The organism is Ktedonobacteraceae bacterium (genome assembly GCA_035653615.1).
Lineage (GTDB): Bacteria > Chloroflexota > Ktedonobacteria > Ktedonobacterales > Ktedonobacteraceae > DASRBN01.
Map to the genome: position 1 here is coordinate 87,618 of DASRBN010000013.1, position 16,042 is coordinate 103,659.

Sequence of the window (16,042 nt, forward strand, 5' to 3'; positions counted from 1 at the left end):
GACAGGGCAGGGGCCGGATCACTTTCCTTAGCCCGTATAGGGGATTGAAATTATACTGATAAGAAATCTAGCCCGCTCTGTTACATTCTCCCGTGGCAAGCGTTTGATGATGGTGTATGGGAAACCATAAGGACAGGGACAAGAATGTACAACTTTTTAAGGCGCCTGCAATCGCACAATGACCAGGAATGATCCGATGCATCTATTCACGAACTCTTCTGATAACACTTCTTCGACTGTGTCACCTGCCGGTGAGACGGTAGAGAGCGCCAATCACGCACAGGATGTCGATGTCGCTCAAGCCGATTCAGCACGGCAATTCAGCGATGCGATAGCCTCGGTTTCTGACGACAGGTTGAGCGAGGATAAGCCATCCTGGCGCCCATGGTATGACGCGTTCAAGGCCATTTTGCCCGTTTATATCGCCATACACCTGGCTATTTTTGTCATCGATTGCCTGGCATTCCTCTTTACCGTCAAAGACTTTTCCCCGCAAGGCTTACCAATTTCCACGCTGTGGGAACAATGGCACTATTGGGATACCGCCTACTACTCGCATATCGCACGCTTTGGTTACTACGAGCTGCACGTGGCCGGATTCTTCCCGCTGTATCCATTGCTCGAACGTGCATTCATGTTTGTGACGCAGGATTCGCTTACCGCTGGCCTGCTCGTCTCGAATATCGCCGAACTGTTCATGTTCACAGCCCTCTACCGGCTCGTCAAAGAAGATTTCGATGGTGATCGCGCCTATTTCGCCGTGCTGTACTTCGCCATCTTCCCCAGCGCCTTCTTTTTCTCAGCAGCGTACACCGAATCGCTGTTCCTGTGCCTATCCATTCTCAGCTTCTACTATATGCGGCGTGGCCGCTGGTGGCTTTCCGGGTTGTTTGGCCTGCTAGCCAGCCTGACACGTCCTGATGGCATGTTCCTGCTGGCTCCATTCTGTTATGAATATCTTCGCCGCCTGTGGATGCTGCGCGGAGAAACCATCCAATCACACTTCTCAAGGCAGCAGTTGGTACGGCTTGTGAAAGGCCTGCGTTTGAATATCCTGTTCGGCCTGTGTATTCCCGCCGGTATCGCGATCTATGCCATCTATTGTTATATACATTTTCATGATCCCCTGGCATTTGTACACGCGCATGCCGATTGGGGCCGCACCCTGCGCATTCCTGGGTGGGGGATTCTCACGGCCATCAGAGAAATGCGGCACAGCGGTTTCCTCAGCTTCCTCACGATGCGCACCTCAATTGACCTGGGATCGGACCTGCTGGTATTCATACTGATCGTGTCGATGTTCATAGGACCGTGGAGACTACCTGCGCGCATGTGGAGCTACGGCATCTATGCTGCTGTCATCTATCTCTACCTGCAACTCTTCCCGATTGCCAATACCGGCTATCCCCTGGAGTCAATGACGCGCTTTGTCCTGGAAATTTTCCCCGCTTTTATCATGCTGGCCAGAATCGGCAAATCACGCACGCTGCACCTGAGCTATTGCATGGTGTCGGGCGCGATCTTTTTCTTCTTATTGACACAATTCCTGACGGGTCACTGGGTAGTTTAATGTCTTGACCTTTTCGGCTCTGGCCGCCATACTGTTCTTACCAAAAGCGGTAGGGGCCAGAGCCTTCCTTTTGGGGGACTGAAATTGGGGCTTGAAATACCAGTTTTTCGGAATGGCGCATATGAGTATCAGCTTCCTCCCTATCTCCCAATTGCATATAGAGTGAGCTAACACGTTGCATCGCGGCCCTGGCCTCTCCCACCTGATTGTTGCGTAAGTAGACTACCACCTGTTCGCACAGTTTGGCGATGGTTTCATGCAAAATACCCTGTATCTTATAAGTCTCGGCCAGTTCGTCGCGTGTTTCTTGCGTTTCTAGCTGGCCTGACTCGGGTGGTATATGCTGCTCTGCCAGAACCGGCTGAGGATCTGTCACAAATTGCCTTTTCACCTGGGCAACTTCATGATATGAGGAAGGAGTTTGATTGACGCGCCGTAAGAACGAATGCATCTGCTCCTGTCGCGCCTTGCTCTGCGTGGCTTTGCTCAACAATTGCGAGATCACGATATCCGGCGGCTCAGCTATCTCATCCTCGATTAAGGGACGAGCCTGCCAGACGCGAACAAGCGACGGTGATTCTGTGAAGCTATGAAGGCATTGTTGCGCCTGTTCGAGTTGAAGAATCGCGACGCCCGGCAATCCCTCCATAATCAAGCATTGCGCCGCACGAACACGCGCTACCAACTCAAAGGGCCTGCATTGCATAGCGAGCATATAGGCATCAACGGCCTTATCGTAGCTGCTGGAGCGGAAATAGAGTTCTCCCAGCACAAATTGCAAAGAGTATGCCCTGGTATTGACTGCTGCCGCCTGCCTGTAAGCATCTACTACCCGCTCAAAGAGTTCCGGCCCGGCATCATGAAGATGCCGGCATATGTTCTCTAGCATCTCCATAAGCACGACCGGGTCCGCATCGGGAGTATGGATGTGGGCGATATGCTGCCGCATAAGCTCCATAAGCGCATCATCACCATCAGTTGCCGGTACCGGTTTTGTATCGATCAAATCGTCTGGAGACGGCGTCAATGAGGAGCCAGGCCAGCTTGCGCCATTCACCTGGGCTTTCCGCCTGAGCGAATCATGAGGAAGCCCCACCCTGGGCGCGATCAATCTGGCTCCTACGTCCCCGACCGGTGCTGGCTGGTCAATTTCCTTAACCACTTGCAACTGCCTCCTTTTCAATAATCGCTGCATACCCCTGTCCTGGCTTACTTTTACTCGCAAGCGCAGGAATAGTATCAAGCACAACGTCGCTGCCGCGAGAGTTGCCGAGATACTCGCGGCCAATGGAAGCGCCAGGATCACATTGCTGCCCGCGAACAGGTGCAGCAGCAAGAGCGCCAGGCAAACATGTGTGACCAGTTCAAATACGCCGGTAAACAGTGGGGTCAATGCATCTTTCAAGGCGTAAAAGCCGAGGACGATCAGCAGGCCCAATGTCTGCCCTGGTAGTCCGGCGGCGAAGCCAAGCAAGGCGGTATTGGTCAATGCCGCCGCGTGCCCATTAAATGCCCCATGTTGGAAAAGAATTGAAATAGCAGGTCTGCCCAGGATATATAAAAGAACAGCAGCAGGGATGCTCAGCAGCGTCGCCGCCCCTACGATACGCCAGACCGTCCAGCTCATGCGTCTATAGCGCCCGTGTGTCGCATAGGTCGTGATCTGGGGCAGCAGAGCATTCGCCAATGTCACCCCCAGCAGCGTTAAAGGCAAGTTAAACAGCAGCGATGCGTTATGAATAGCGGCAATACTGGCCTTATCGGGCAGGTAGGTGGCAAGGGAAGTAATGATAATGCCGCCTACCGACGTGACGCCCAGAGTCAGCACATTGGGTCCAAGTAAGCTCAGCAGCTGGCGCAGCCCGGGATGCTTTACATTCCAGGTAAAGGTGTAACGCGCCCCCAGCTTTACCAGGCCTGGAACCAGCACCGCTACCTGGCAGAAAGCAGAAACGAGCAACCCAACGGTAGGGCCGTAAATACCAACTGAAGGAATTGCACGAGCGAATAAGATGCCTACTATCAGCCCTACATCATAGATGGCAATCGAGATGGCCGATGGCACGAATTGTCGTTTGCTATGCAGGACTGCCGTGGCAATGCTGCCCAGCCCCAGAATCAAGGGCTGTAACAACATGATACGCGTCAAGGTGGCGGTAAGCGCCTGTTCTTGAGGAGTCAGGCCGGGCGCTAATATCTTACTCACGAATTGTGGAGTTATCATTTCGGCCACGATGATAACAGCGGTGAGCGCAACCAGCAGGATATTAAAGACCAGGCTGACAAAACGCCAGACGTCTTCCCGCCCATGCTCTTTTTCGTAGGCGAGAAATACCGGTACCAGCGCATGTACCAGCGCGCCGCCGGCGATCAGGTTGAAGATCGTGTCGGGGATATTGAAAGCTACATAGTAGGCGGTCGCGGCAGGGCCTGCCCCAAAGAGCGAGTTGAACAGGGACTGGCGAATTACTCCCAGTATTTTTGAGGCAAGATAAGCTAGCAGGAGCAGCGTTGCCGCTTCTGTTATACTAAACCTTCGCATGTACAGGCTCTGGCTCAAGCGAAAGCTTCCAGGCCTGAAGCGAAATGTTCTTCCTGTCCAGCGCTTCAAAGAGCTACCGGTAGTAATGTTCAGCATGGCAGTTAAGATTAGATTTTTACCGAAGATTTTTCAAAAACTGTTCATGCAGCTTCTGCCATATCTTCGTTTTAGAAGTGTTTGCGAGTGAGAGAAGAATCCTCCCCAGATTCCGGCTGTATTAGACCCCTTCACTGAACATTATAATTGCTATTATTCATAATTCCTAGCAATATACTCGAAAGTACCCCTGTAGGGACAGTGCCTCGTGCCTATCATGGCATCCCAACCGGCTTAGGAGCAGGGCAGTAATTCGTAAGAAGCTGTCACCGCGCTGCTCCTACCAGTATACCTTAACCGGGTTGGATGAGTTGTCCTCGCAGGCTGGCTTTTAATGGGCTGGCGTCGAGTTCGTGTGTCTTTTGTGCTGTCGTCATGGTTTTTACTCCTTTAGGCACTTAGGGTGAGGGCAGGCACCCGGCATTGTCCCTACAGGACTTACTCTTTACTAAGGCTATCCAGGCGATCCCGGAAAGCCGCGATCTGGGCGCTGTGTTCGCGTTTATGCCCGTAATACATGTACACAATGACATCATCTAGCGAATAGTCCATACCGTACCAGGGGAGCGTTCCAGGTTGGCGCAGCGTTTCCGGCGCGATCTTTCCGACCAGAGACATCACCTGCGCATGCGCGTCATTGAACTCGTCGAGAACCTCTCTCATTGTTCTCGTTTTGCGTCGCTCTACCTCGGTATCATTAAACTGGCTGCCCAGTTCAATAAACCTGTCCAGAGAGGGTGCCTGTTGTCTGCTGACAAATCCGGCCAGGATATCGACCAGCACCTGTTCATATGAGGCAAGGTGAGCGATGATGTCCTTGACCGACCAGACCCCACAGGCTCCTGGCGTTTCCCAGGCGCTTTCGGGGAACCCTTCGAGCGTTGAGAGAACTGCTGGTTGTCCGTACTTCAAAATGTCTTTTGCGTTCATGAGTTGATCCTTTCTTCTGTTTTGACTTGCGGATGTGCAGCTTGAATTTTGTGCTCATCCAAAGATTGCCCGGCGGTTTTTCTGCCAACGAGAAAGATGCCGAGTAAGACGATGGCCAGTCCTGCCAATGCGTTGATCCCCACAGTTTCACGCAACAGCAGCGCGCCATAAACCAGGGCCATGCATGGAAGGAGATAAGTAACGATGACGGTACGTGTTGGCCCCACATGGTCAATCAGCCAGTAGAAGCAGATGTAGGCAAGGGTTGTGCCGGCCAACGCCAGCCCTAACACGGATGCGATCACCGCGCCTGATAGTGGCAGCGTGGGAGGATGAACGGCGAATGCAATAGCGGCGATGGGACCTAGTATACAAGCTCCCATGGCTGTCTGACCAAGAGCGGGCAGTATCGACGGAAGGCCCGCCAGCAATTGGTGAGCAAGAAGGCCCCCAATAGCATAACTGATTGCTCCGAGCAGAATAGAGCAAACGCCCAGGATGTAGAATGTCGAGACGCCGGTGTTTAGTGCCGTCGGACCAATGACGATCGCGACGCCCACAATGCCAATAGCGACACCGGCAAAACGCTGCCAGGTGATACGTTCGCCTCCCGGCCACCAGTGCGAGATGATCACCGTTGCTAATGGGAGCGTCGAGGTCAGGATAGCCGCCAGGCCCGATGGCACATACTGTTCTCCCCAGCTAATCGCAAGGTATGGGATGATAGCATTGAAGATGGCTACTACCGCAAAGCTTCCCAGGTGTGTATGCCATCCTCTCAGCACCTGCGCTTGAAATGGTACCACCAGCAGCAGGCCAATCGTTGCGATCACAAAACGCGCGCCAACCAGGCTCAGTGGTGATAGTTCGGTGACGGCGACGCGAATGAAGAGGAATGATGACCCCCAAAGCGCCGCCAGGACAAAAAGGACGAGATATTCACGGAATCGCATCTGTTGGCCTCCTTATCTCAAGCCCGCGAATAAGTCGTTTTCCACCTGCCTGCCACCGTTGACGCGACTGAAGACACGGTAATAGCACTGTGTTCCCCATAACTTTTCGCGCTGCTCCTGCGAGAGATTTTCAAGCACATGGTAGGCAGGTACTTGCGTCTGGTGGCAGGAGATTGCGCGCGCGACGGTCCTCCAGTAATCCCAGGTATCAATGCGTGTCGTTACCGACCAGTCCGGCCAGGTGATCATGCCGCGCTTTACGCCATCGATATACATCACCAGGTCGCCAAAGACCGATTGATACACGGCAAACACATCTTCAGTCTCGGCCATGTAATAGAGCTTCGACACGCTATACGGGGCGAGTTCCGCATGGTAATGGGAGCGCGGGTCAGCGGCCTCGATGAGAGCTGCCGTGGTGAATTGGCAAATGGCGATATGATCCGGGTGTCCATATCCTCCATATGGTCCGAAAGTGATGACTACATCGGGATGTACGCGACGCACATGTTCAACGATTTTAGCAATTGCCCCGGCTGGCGGAACGGTATCAAGCTCTCCATCCAGGTAATCCAGAAAATGAACGCTGGAAACACCAAGCGTATTCGCGGCTGCTCGTACTTCAGCTTCACGTATCTTTCCCAGCGCCTCTACCCCTGGATATTCGCTTTCGGCACCCGGCCAGCCACGCTCCCCGCGTGTCGCGACTATGAGCGTAACCTCGATGCCCTCTGCGGCATATTTTGCCAGAGCGCCGCCATTACCAAGTGATTCATCATCTGGATGGGCCAGAACTGCCATTAATTTCAATGTTCCTACTTCCTTTCCCATAGTATCAAGCAACCAGGTCCGATTAGATGAGAACAGCCACCAGGCGCTGTCCCTACATTTGTGAGAAGTATAGATGGGAAAAGCAGACGTTACATCGTGGCAAACACGGAGATATTGACAGCGTTCACACGTAGATGAGAGGAAAATACACGGAGCGAGATTTTTACAGAAATCTGCGAACGCCCGCCGGGAGGTTTTTGGGCAAAAAACCTCCCAAACGAGCCTTTGTTACGGTCCATGGCGAAGCAGGCTCAGGCCTGGCGCTTCGTGCGGATCACTTCATACTGCTCATAGCCCCTGCGTACACCATGAATGAGATAGTCGAACGCCCCGCTCTTGCCCTGCGCCTCCCGCACGACGAGCTGCGTCGTATCCAGTTCTACGACATAGAGCTGCAACCACGCGCCGCGTGACGTGAGTTGAACGGTCAAGCCTGAGGATTCGGTGACGAGCCGGAAGTGCTCGGGTAAGGCGATTACGGCTTTGCCATTGACGAGCTGGCTGCTACCCCGCACATATGTCCCCGCTTCGCCTCCCTCCAGCGCAACATACACAATTTCCTTTGTTGGATCGGTCGGATGAGCCTGGACAAAGTTTTTGGTGCCCGTCGCGGAGAAGTTGCCATTCACCTGAACATTGCCATCAAACAATCCTGCCAGGCCAGACTGGGTGAAGCCATGGACGCCAGTGCCACTGTTGCTGGCGCCGTAGACCCCGGTGCCGCTGCTACCGTCACTTTCACCAAAGATGCCAATACCGTTGCCGGAGATGCCCTGGACGGCGATGTTGCCGCTGAAGCCATAGACGCCGATGCCGGTGGTGGTGTTGCCTAGGACGCCGAACTTGCCACCATCGCCTTCGACGCCGACGTTGGTGCTTTGACCCTGGACGCCAATGTTATTGCTGTCGCCATAGACACCGACGCCACTATCACTGCGGCCATCCACACCGTCGGCCCCGTTCGTGCCGGTAGCCTTGACCGCCGGCGTGCCACTCACACTACTGGCCAGGACCCCCGCCCCACTACTCAAAGTGCTCGTGCTCAATGCGCCGCCGACGGTCAGGTCTTTGTCCATATTGACACTGCCGCCGGCGAAATGGCCTGCCAGACCGGTGCTGGTGATGGCAACGAGGGCGGTGCCACTACTACTGGTGGCTGAGACCCCGGTGCCGCTATCACTGGTCGCATCCACGCCGTCGGCCCCGTTCGTGCCTGTGGCACTCGCCGCCGGCGTGCCCGCTTTGCTGCTGGTAAAGATTCCTTTCTTGGGAATGTCTGCCGCCTGGGCCGTCCCGCCGCCCAGTTGCAGCAGTGCGCCCGCTCCCACGCTCACTGCCGCCATCCCCACACCTTTCGCCAGCATCTTCCTGCGGCTGCTCCCACGGAGATGAGTGGGTATCTGCGACCCGGCTGGCATCTCTTCCTCAGAAGCTTTCGGAAGTTGCGCATGTCCTTTCATCAGTTCCTCCTGCAGGCGACCATTCGCCTGGTTCAACCCGGCCTCCCCTGTCGCCTGCGCGTTCCGGGTTGGCTCCTCAGATGGTGTGTTCATTGTTATCTCCTTTCCTTCCAGGGCAATCTTCTTTACGTAAGGTAAGCACCTTACTAGCTGCCTACTGATAGGAAATGTACTCGATTAAAGCTATGAACACATCGGTAGGATAACGTATCGGATTACGTATTTTTCTAGACTTACTCTTATCTTTCCGCCAGGCCTGTTTCAACTGCCCAGACGGCGATTTGCGTGCGCGAGGTGCAGCCCAATTTGTACATGATGTTCCCAATATGCGTTTCGATGGTGCGTTTGGAGACGACCAGGCTCTCCGCGATTTCGGCGTTGGATTTGCCCTGGGCAATCAGTAGAGCAACCTCGCGTTCGCGCGCCGTCAGACCGCCGGGCGCCTGTTTAGGTAATTGGGGATGCTGTTGAGGCAATAAAGCTGTTGCTTGATCCAGGAAATTATTCCGTAGAGGTTCATTATCGATGTTAGTCGCGAGTTCTTCAATCAGTGTTCGGGCCGCGGCAAACTCTTGTTCAGCCTCTACATTTCTTCCCCGAGCCAGATAGAGATTGCCGCTAGCGAGATAAATGTGCCACAGTACCGGTCGAGCTCCATACTCCCTGGCAATCTCACGCGCCCTGGCAAAAGCTGCTTCGGCCTCTATGGGTTGCTGTAAAGCTGCCAGCGCTTCACCGCGTAATTTCAGGATGAGCAGGCTTCCCTGTCCTTCTCCAACGTTCGGGTCAAAAGCGTCAAGCTCATCGAGGATTTCTAAGGCACGGGCAGGATTACCCCGCGCCAGTTCCAGCTCGCTTGTCGCGCACCAGAGCAACCGTTGAGCCATCGTTCGCGCCTGGTCACCTGGACTCGAACCGGCCTGAAGTACCTTTTCCGCGTAGGAAAGGTCTTTCATTTGAATAGCGGTTGAGGCCAGGTAGCCCGTGGACATACGCGTCCAGAACAACGAACCGACCTCTTGCGCCAATAGCAGCGCCTGCTCAAAGTGTTGCCGCGCCTGTGGAAGCGCCAGTAGACCTCTATAGATGCCCCCAAGCATGGCATGCGCGGCCGCCTGCCACTGGTGATGTTCAATCTCTTCCGCGATATCTAGACTTGTCTGAGCCGCCGCCAATGCGCGCGTATACTCACCCTGGGAACCCAGACACAATCCCAACTGGAAGAGGGCATATGCCTCCGCTGAACGTTGACCGATCTCACGCGCAATTTTGAAAGCGTTCTGAGCATCATGTTGCGCCTCGGCTAAACTGCCTGCCGCGACCATCATATCTGTATGAAATGTCGGGCCACGCATTGCTAAGGTGGCCAGGCTCGATGTCAAACCCTGCCGGTTACCGGTTTCTCGAAAGAGTTTTATCGCCTGCGTATAGTAAGCCGTACCCTTAATCAGGTCTCCACCAAGGTAGCTCGCCATTCCTAATAAATCCAGAGTTTCTGCGATTCCATGCGGGTCGTTGAGCTGCTCAAAAATGCTCAAAGCCTCCTGATGATAGCGCAATGCCTCATCTGGTTGCTCTACATTCAGATACCAGTTGCCGACACGATTAAGACTTCGTGCATAGAGCATGGGGTCAGCAAGCGATTGTGCCAGGGCCAGCGCCTGCCGGAACCAGGTTTCTGTCTTGATATAATCGCGTTCTGCCCATAAAAACCCCAGGTCGATCAGACTTTGCCATTCCGCCTGCCGATTTTGCAGCAGGCGGGCAGTTTCCAAAGCTCTCGTGTAATTCTGCTCTGCTTGCTCAAATTCACCAAGTGTTTCATGTGCCTGCCCGAGAGCACGATATAATACCGGTGAAGCTGGAGTTGACGGCAGGTGATCGATAGCTTCCAGAGCCCAGGTGAAATAGTCGACGGCAGCACGGTGTGAGTATAACCGGAGCGCCTTTTCTCCGGCGCGGTAGGCGTAATCCAGCGTCTTCTCCCATGCTCCTGCTAAGTAAAAATGATAAGCCAGGTCTTCAAGGTAGGCATCGAACGAAAGATGAGGTGTGGGGACCAGATTGCTCGCATCCTGGGTGTGATCGTGAGCTGTAGCCGAAATAAGCTTCTCAAGGGTTTCGGCAATAGCCTCATGAAGCATCCTGCGTTCGCGTTTGAGCAACTGGGTATAAATAGCTCGCCGCGTCAGCGCGTGGCGAAAGGCAAACCGCTCGCCAGATTCTTCAACGACCAGTTGAGCGACAACCAACTCTTTCATAATGCGCAGGAGTTGCTGCTCGTCATATGAGGTAAGCTGCTGTAAGAGGGCAAAATCGAAATGCCGCCCCGCGACTGCTGCCAGCGTCAGCACATGCCTGGCAGATTCTCCCAGGTATTCTGTCCGCCGTTGCACGCCATCCTGAATGCTCTGCGGAACAGAAATCTCGCGAGAAGCACTTCGATTCCAGAAACCTGCCGCGTAGAAAATATCGCCCGCCGCGATCAGAGTAGTCAGCGTCTCTTCAACGAAAAAGGGATTGCCCTCGGTCAGTGTGAAGAGGGTATCCAGGAGCTCCCCGTGCAAGAAACGACGCATATCAAGGGACGTATGTTTCGTATCGAAAATAACTGCCAGCATCGTATCGACTTCGACGCGTGTAAGAGGCAGGAGTCGAATTTCCTGCGTGAGCCGCGACCTATTCATCTGGGCAAGCCAGTTGCTCAAGGATGGAGGTATTTCGTCATGACGATAGGTAGCAACAAGCAGGATCGATTGGGACAGAGCATGCCTTGCGAGCGAATGCAGAAAATCCAGGCTGGTATCATCGCTCCAATGCACATCTTCTATAATAAGGAGTACTGGAGACCGCGTTGAGAGACGGAGAAAAAAATTTGCCAGAACCGCGAAAAGCCGCCGTTTCTCCTGTTCAGGCTCAAGTTGTGAAAGAGGAATAGTTTGATCGGAAACAAATTCGGGTAGTAAAGGATAGATTTTCCGCACCAGGCTGTTCAGTTCAGCAGCAGGTATATCTGTTGGATGAGAAGCAAAGAGGGAACGTAGCAAATCGAGTAGAGGAGCATAGGGATAATTACTATCAGCAGGGAAGCAATTCCCTTGCAGCACGAGAAATCCCTGCTTTGCGGCATAGCCTTTAGCCTCGGCGACCAGGCGCGATTTCCCAACTCCAGCCTCACCGCTGATAGTGGTGACATGACCCTCTCCACGTTTTGCCAGATCGACAAGCCCGCGTAATGTTTCAAGTTGTCCCGCTCGCCCAACCAGGATTGGCGCGATGACGGACGGAGTGGCTGATGCCTGCATCGCTTTGATCCTCGAAGCTTTGCTCTATTTGTTTTTGTTGCTACACAAGCCGCATCAAGACAGCCTATTTTAGCAGGAATAGGACTAACACTGCAATGGTATTCTTGCTAACATTGGGATTGTGATATAAATACAATCTGAACCCTTGAAATTGGAAGTAGCCTGTCCTAGAAACGAAGAGAAATATGGCCATCGAAGACGCATTAGAACAATATCCACGTGTCCTTTTGACACGTCTTCCAACACCCCTACAGTCGCTCCCCCATTTGAGTAAGAGACTCGGCCCAAATATCTTTATCAAGCGCGATGATCTCACCGATATCACCCTGGGAGGCGACAAACCGCGCAAACTGGAATATGAGATCGCCCGGGCACAGGCACGAGGGGCCGATATGCTGGTAACCTGCGGAGCTGCTCAAAGCAACCACGCACGGCTGACTACCGCTGCCGCTCGTAAAGTAGGGATGGACTGCGCAGTGGTGCTAAGCAAGGATGAACGTCAATTCTTCCAGGGAAACCTGCTGACCGTTTATCTCATGGGCGCTCAAGTACATTTTGTCGAGACAAACGACCATTGGGACCTGGAACAGTATGTACTCGACCTCTGCGAAACCTTGCGTTCTCAGGGCCGCAATCCATATTATATTCCCATAAGCGGCACAACTCCTCATAGCTGCCTTGGCTACGTGCGCTGCGGACTAGAGATAGCCCGACAAGTATCCGAGCAAAATCTACAGCTCGACGCCATCTATTCGCCATTTGGCACCGGCGGCATCTTCACCGCGCTGCTCCTCGCCTTGCGGGAAAAAGGCATCGACTGTCCTATGATTGGAATCAGCGTTAACCGGAAGCGTGAACGTTGTTACGAGAGCCTGGAACAGTGGTGGAATGAACTCTGCCGCTTGCTTGAACGCGATCCTGCACGTTCTCGCGGGCCAATCGAGATTTATGACGAATTTGTTGGCAGTGGCTATGGCGACCCCACCGAAGCCTGCCTCGATGCCATTCTGCTGATGGCACAGACAGAAGGCATACTCCTCGACCCCGTCTATTCCGGCAAGATGGCTGCTGGCTTTCTTGCGCACCAGGGAGCCGGGCGCTGGTCTCCTGGTCAGCACATTCTGCTGCTGCACTCAGGTGGGATTCCCGCCCTATTTGCCTATTCCGAAAAGATCAAAGAGCATCTCGTGAAGCGCGGGGTAACAGTTTTATGAACCGTATTGATCGGCTGACGGCCATTATCCTGCTCCTACAGAGCGGGAGGCGTACAGCAAGTGAAATCGCACGACGCTTTGAAATCTCGAAGCGCACCGTTTTTCGCGATATCGAGGCGCTGTGCGAAATGGGCGTACCTATTATTACCGAATCAGGCCCGCGTGGTGGTTATACCCTGATGCCGGATTACTCCCTGGCGCCTCTGCAATTGACGCTGCGCGAGGCCCTTTTATTGCGCCTGGCGCTCAGCAGCGTCTCACAGCTTGCCGATACGCCTTTCAAACAGGAACGCGAGTCGCTACTGGCAAAAATGCAGGCGCTGATCCCCGCGCAGCATCAAGACGATACCGAACACCTCTTACAAACCGTTCGCCTCGACATTCCCGAACGCAAATATGCCACGCCATTCATTGAACTGCTCATCGAATGCGCACGCGACGGACAATGGCTGCAAATCTCGTACCGTTCTGAGCGCGGAACTTCACAACAATCGATTCTTCCTCGCCATCTCTATTCCGCAGCAGGTTTCTGGTACTGCGCAGCCTACTCATTCGAACGCCAGGAAGAGCGCACCTACCGCGTCGACCGCTTCATCGAGGCGCATAAAATCCAGGCGCCGGGAGCAATACAATCTTCCACATCGGCACTTCCCTATGGGCATCCTTCATATTCGGAAGTGCGCATCCAGCTTACTGCCCGTGGCGTGCTGGTCATGGAGCGCGATCCCCAACTGGGCGATAGCATCCAACCACTTGGAGAAGAGGGCGGATTGCTCTGCTTTCGCTGCCCGCCCTCGGAATATGACTGGCTGGTGCGCACGCTTCTCAGCCTTGGCCCCGATGCCGAAGTGCTTGCCCCCGATATTTTACGACAGCGCGTACAACAGGCAGCTTTAGCAATCGCGCAACGCTACTCATAAGCCCCACCCCGGACGCGAGAATGCAGTTTGACAAAATATTCTGGTAGTTGGCAAGCGGGCCGATAAATCGGCGGTGTGTACGATGAATCGGCCCGCACCCATTGCCGCAGTAGTTTGTTAAAAAGCATAATCAGGTCCCTGCACCCCGCCCTATAGACTCGCAATAGTGACATACTGCTGTCACCTTCCCTCATGTACACTCTATTCAGATGGAAGCCCCTTGCGGAACTGAACCATAAAGACAAGGTGCGAGATTCTTCGCTTCACTCAGAATGACATTGAGGTGAACTATAGCGACGAGGCGCGAGATTCTTTGCTTCACTCAGAATGACATTGAGGTGAACTATAGCGACGAGGCGCGCGGGATTCTTCGCTGCGCTCAGAATGACATTGAAAGGAAAAAACTATGGAACACAATTCACGCCTGCAAAACGCCCAGAACTTCACCTGGCTTAACGCTCGTCTGCTCGAACGTTACCTGTTCACCTGCCTGTTTGACAATGGCCCCAAAGAGCCTGTCCTGGCCGCACTGCGCGCCTACCAGAACGAGGATGGCGGCTTCGGCAACGCCCTGGAACCCGATAAACGCTGCCCATCGAGCCAACCGCAAGACATCGAAATCGCCCTGCATATCCTGGACGCCATCGATGCCATGCATGATTCGATGGTCACACGCACCTGCGATTACCTTGTCACCATTACCACTGCTGATGGTGGCGTTCCCTACGCCCTGCCGTCCGTCAATAACTATCCACATGCACCATGGTGGACGGTCGAGGACAACCCGCCGGCCTCTCTCAATCCAACGGCGGCTATAGCAGGGTTGCTCCTCAAGCACGGCATACAGCACCCATGGATCGAGACGGCATCAGAATTCTGCTGGCGTGAGATCGCGGCTACAGACACGAACGAATTTCATACTCTCATGCCCGTCATCACTTTTCTGGAATATGCTCCAGACCGCAAACGTGCTGAACATGAGCTACAACGCATCGCATCCCGCCTTATGCAGCCCGGCGTCGTCGAACTCGATGCCAATGCGGAGGGCTACGTGCAGAAGCCGCTGGACTGGGCGCCAACACCGCAAAGCTACTGCCGCCGTTTATTCGATGACGAAACCATCAAAAAGCACCTGACCGCGCTTACCGATCAACAGCAGGTTGACGGTGGCTGGCCGCTTTCCTGGGAAACAATTAGCTCAGCAGTCGAGGCCGAGTGGCGCGGGCGCAAGACTATTGAGGTTCTGCGGACGTTAGAGGCGTATGAGGGGAAGATATGACGAACTTGACATCCTCTACAGGTGTAAGTTCAGCAGCAAATTCCTCAATCTACTCCTTAGCAGGAGTATACCTGATCGCCGTCACTTCCGCTCTCGCGCATTCCTCACCTTGAGAAAAGAGGGAGCAATGCACGATCATCTTTTTCCCTCTTTCCTCTTTCACACGCGCCTGCAGTGTGACCGGAACGTCTACCGAGGCCGGTTTGAGATAGGTGACCTGGAGAGAACCCGTGATATAGATAATCGAGGGATCATCGCTCCATTCAAGCCCTTCCGCTCGATGGGCGAACATCATGGCGGTGCAGAGGCTATGACAATCCATGATCGAGGCGATGATTCCGCCGGAGAGAATATTGGGCCATGCTGCTGTATGATACTCACGCGGCTGCCAGACACACATCGTCTCCTCGCCATTTTCCGCCCAATAACTTTTAATCTGAAGGCCATGCGGATTGTTACACCCACAACCCCAACAATGACTGATGCTCCCTGAAAATACATCCTGGTATGCCTGTTGTGCCAATGCGATCTCGCTCCTTTTCCTACTCTACTATAGGAAAGCTTCCGAATTTGATAAATAGCTCCCTGCTTGCCTGATATGGTGGCAGCTTGATGGAGATTCTCTTCTACTCAATCACAAAGCAGGCCATCCCGTCAAATATTCACTCGCCATGGAGATAATCGAATTAACGAGCCACCCTATTGTGTCTCTGACGAAGCGAAATTGAAGACTAGAAGAGCACTGTGTCAAGTAGGATAGTTGGGCTACACTCCAGAGTTGAAAAATTGGCAGTCAAAATGCATCTCTAGAGTGGATGACAGAACAATAAACAGCAGGTACACTTTGTGGTGTAGGCAGAGCTGAACAGTGAGAAAGTCGAGAGAACGTTTGAGAGGATCCTCATTGGAAAGCAGCGTTGTTGAGGAGCGAACTCAGGAGGG

11 protein-coding genes are annotated in these 16,042 nt (G+C 53.7%); 4 read left to right on the plus strand and 7 right to left on the minus strand.

Features of this window, described 5'->3' with window-relative positions; translation table 11 throughout:
• Positions 1-196: 196 nt before the first annotated feature.
• Positions 197-1,570 carry a glycosyltransferase family 39 protein gene (locus tag VFA09_07480; protein HZU67103.1) on the plus strand — a complete coding sequence of 458 codons (1,374 nt, stop codon included), beginning with the start codon at positions 197-199 and terminating at the stop codon, positions 1,568-1,570.
• 37 nt (positions 1,571-1,607) lie between these two features.
• On the opposite strand, the gene murJ is transcribed toward VFA09_07480, so the two are convergent.
• The 6 genes from murJ to VFA09_07510 form a co-directional block, all read right to left on the minus strand.
• Positions 1,608-4,112, minus strand: a complete 2,505-nt coding sequence (gene murJ / locus VFA09_07485) for a murein biosynthesis integral membrane protein MurJ (GenBank protein ID HZU67104.1) — start codon at positions 4,110-4,112, stop codon at positions 1,608-1,610.
• 534 nt (positions 4,113-4,646) lie between these two features.
• The gene (locus VFA09_07490) at positions 4,647-5,138 is read right to left on the minus strand and encodes a DinB family protein (protein ID HZU67105.1); all 492 of its coding nucleotides are present in this window, start codon (positions 5,136-5,138) and stop codon (positions 4,647-4,649) included.
• Entirely contained in the window at positions 5,135-6,091 is a 957-nt protein-coding gene (locus tag VFA09_07495; protein ID HZU67106.1) for an EamA family transporter, read from the minus strand. The genes VFA09_07490 and VFA09_07495 overlap by 4 nt, the downstream gene beginning before the upstream one ends.
• A gap of 12 nt (positions 6,092-6,103) precedes the next feature.
• Positions 6,104-6,892 (minus strand): PIG-L family deacetylase, encoded by a 789-nt coding sequence (locus tag VFA09_07500; protein ID HZU67107.1) that lies wholly within the window; start codon positions 6,890-6,892, stop codon positions 6,104-6,106.
• Between the two features lie 281 nt (positions 6,893-7,173).
• Positions 7,174-8,475 (minus strand): hypothetical protein, encoded by a 1,302-nt coding sequence (locus VFA09_07505; protein ID HZU67108.1) that lies wholly within the window; start codon positions 8,473-8,475, stop codon positions 7,174-7,176.
• Positions 8,476-8,621: 146 nt separating this feature from the next.
• Entirely contained in the window at positions 8,622-11,687 is a 3,066-nt protein-coding gene (locus VFA09_07510; protein ID HZU67109.1) for an AAA family ATPase, read from the minus strand.
• A 185-nt stretch (positions 11,688-11,872) separates the two neighbouring features.
• Between VFA09_07510 and VFA09_07515 the strand changes: the two genes are divergently transcribed.
• The 3 genes from VFA09_07515 to VFA09_07525 all read left to right on the plus strand — a co-directional run bounded on the left by VFA09_07515 (position 11,873) and on the right by VFA09_07525 (position 15,100).
• Complete coding sequence (locus tag VFA09_07515) at positions 11,873-12,901, plus strand: D-cysteine desulfhydrase family protein (GenBank protein HZU67110.1); 1,029 nt, start codon at positions 11,873-11,875, stop codon at positions 12,899-12,901.
• Positions 12,898-13,821, plus strand: coding sequence for a YafY family protein (locus VFA09_07520; protein HZU67111.1), 924 nt, complete (start codon positions 12,898-12,900; stop codon positions 13,819-13,821). Before VFA09_07515 ends, VFA09_07520 begins: the two co-directional genes overlap by 4 nt.
• A 406-nt stretch (positions 13,822-14,227) precedes the next feature.
• Positions 14,228-15,100: a hypothetical protein gene (locus VFA09_07525; protein ID HZU67112.1), complete on the plus strand. Its 873-nt coding sequence runs from the start codon at positions 14,228-14,230 to the stop codon at positions 15,098-15,100.
• 49 nt (positions 15,101-15,149) lie between these two features.
• Here VFA09_07525 and VFA09_07530 read toward each other — a convergent pair whose 3' ends face one another.
• On the minus strand, positions 15,150-15,623 hold the full coding sequence (locus tag VFA09_07530; GenBank protein HZU67113.1) for a PaaI family thioesterase: 474 nt from the start codon (positions 15,621-15,623) through the stop codon (positions 15,150-15,152).
• Between the last annotated feature and the right edge of the window lie 419 nt (positions 15,624-16,042).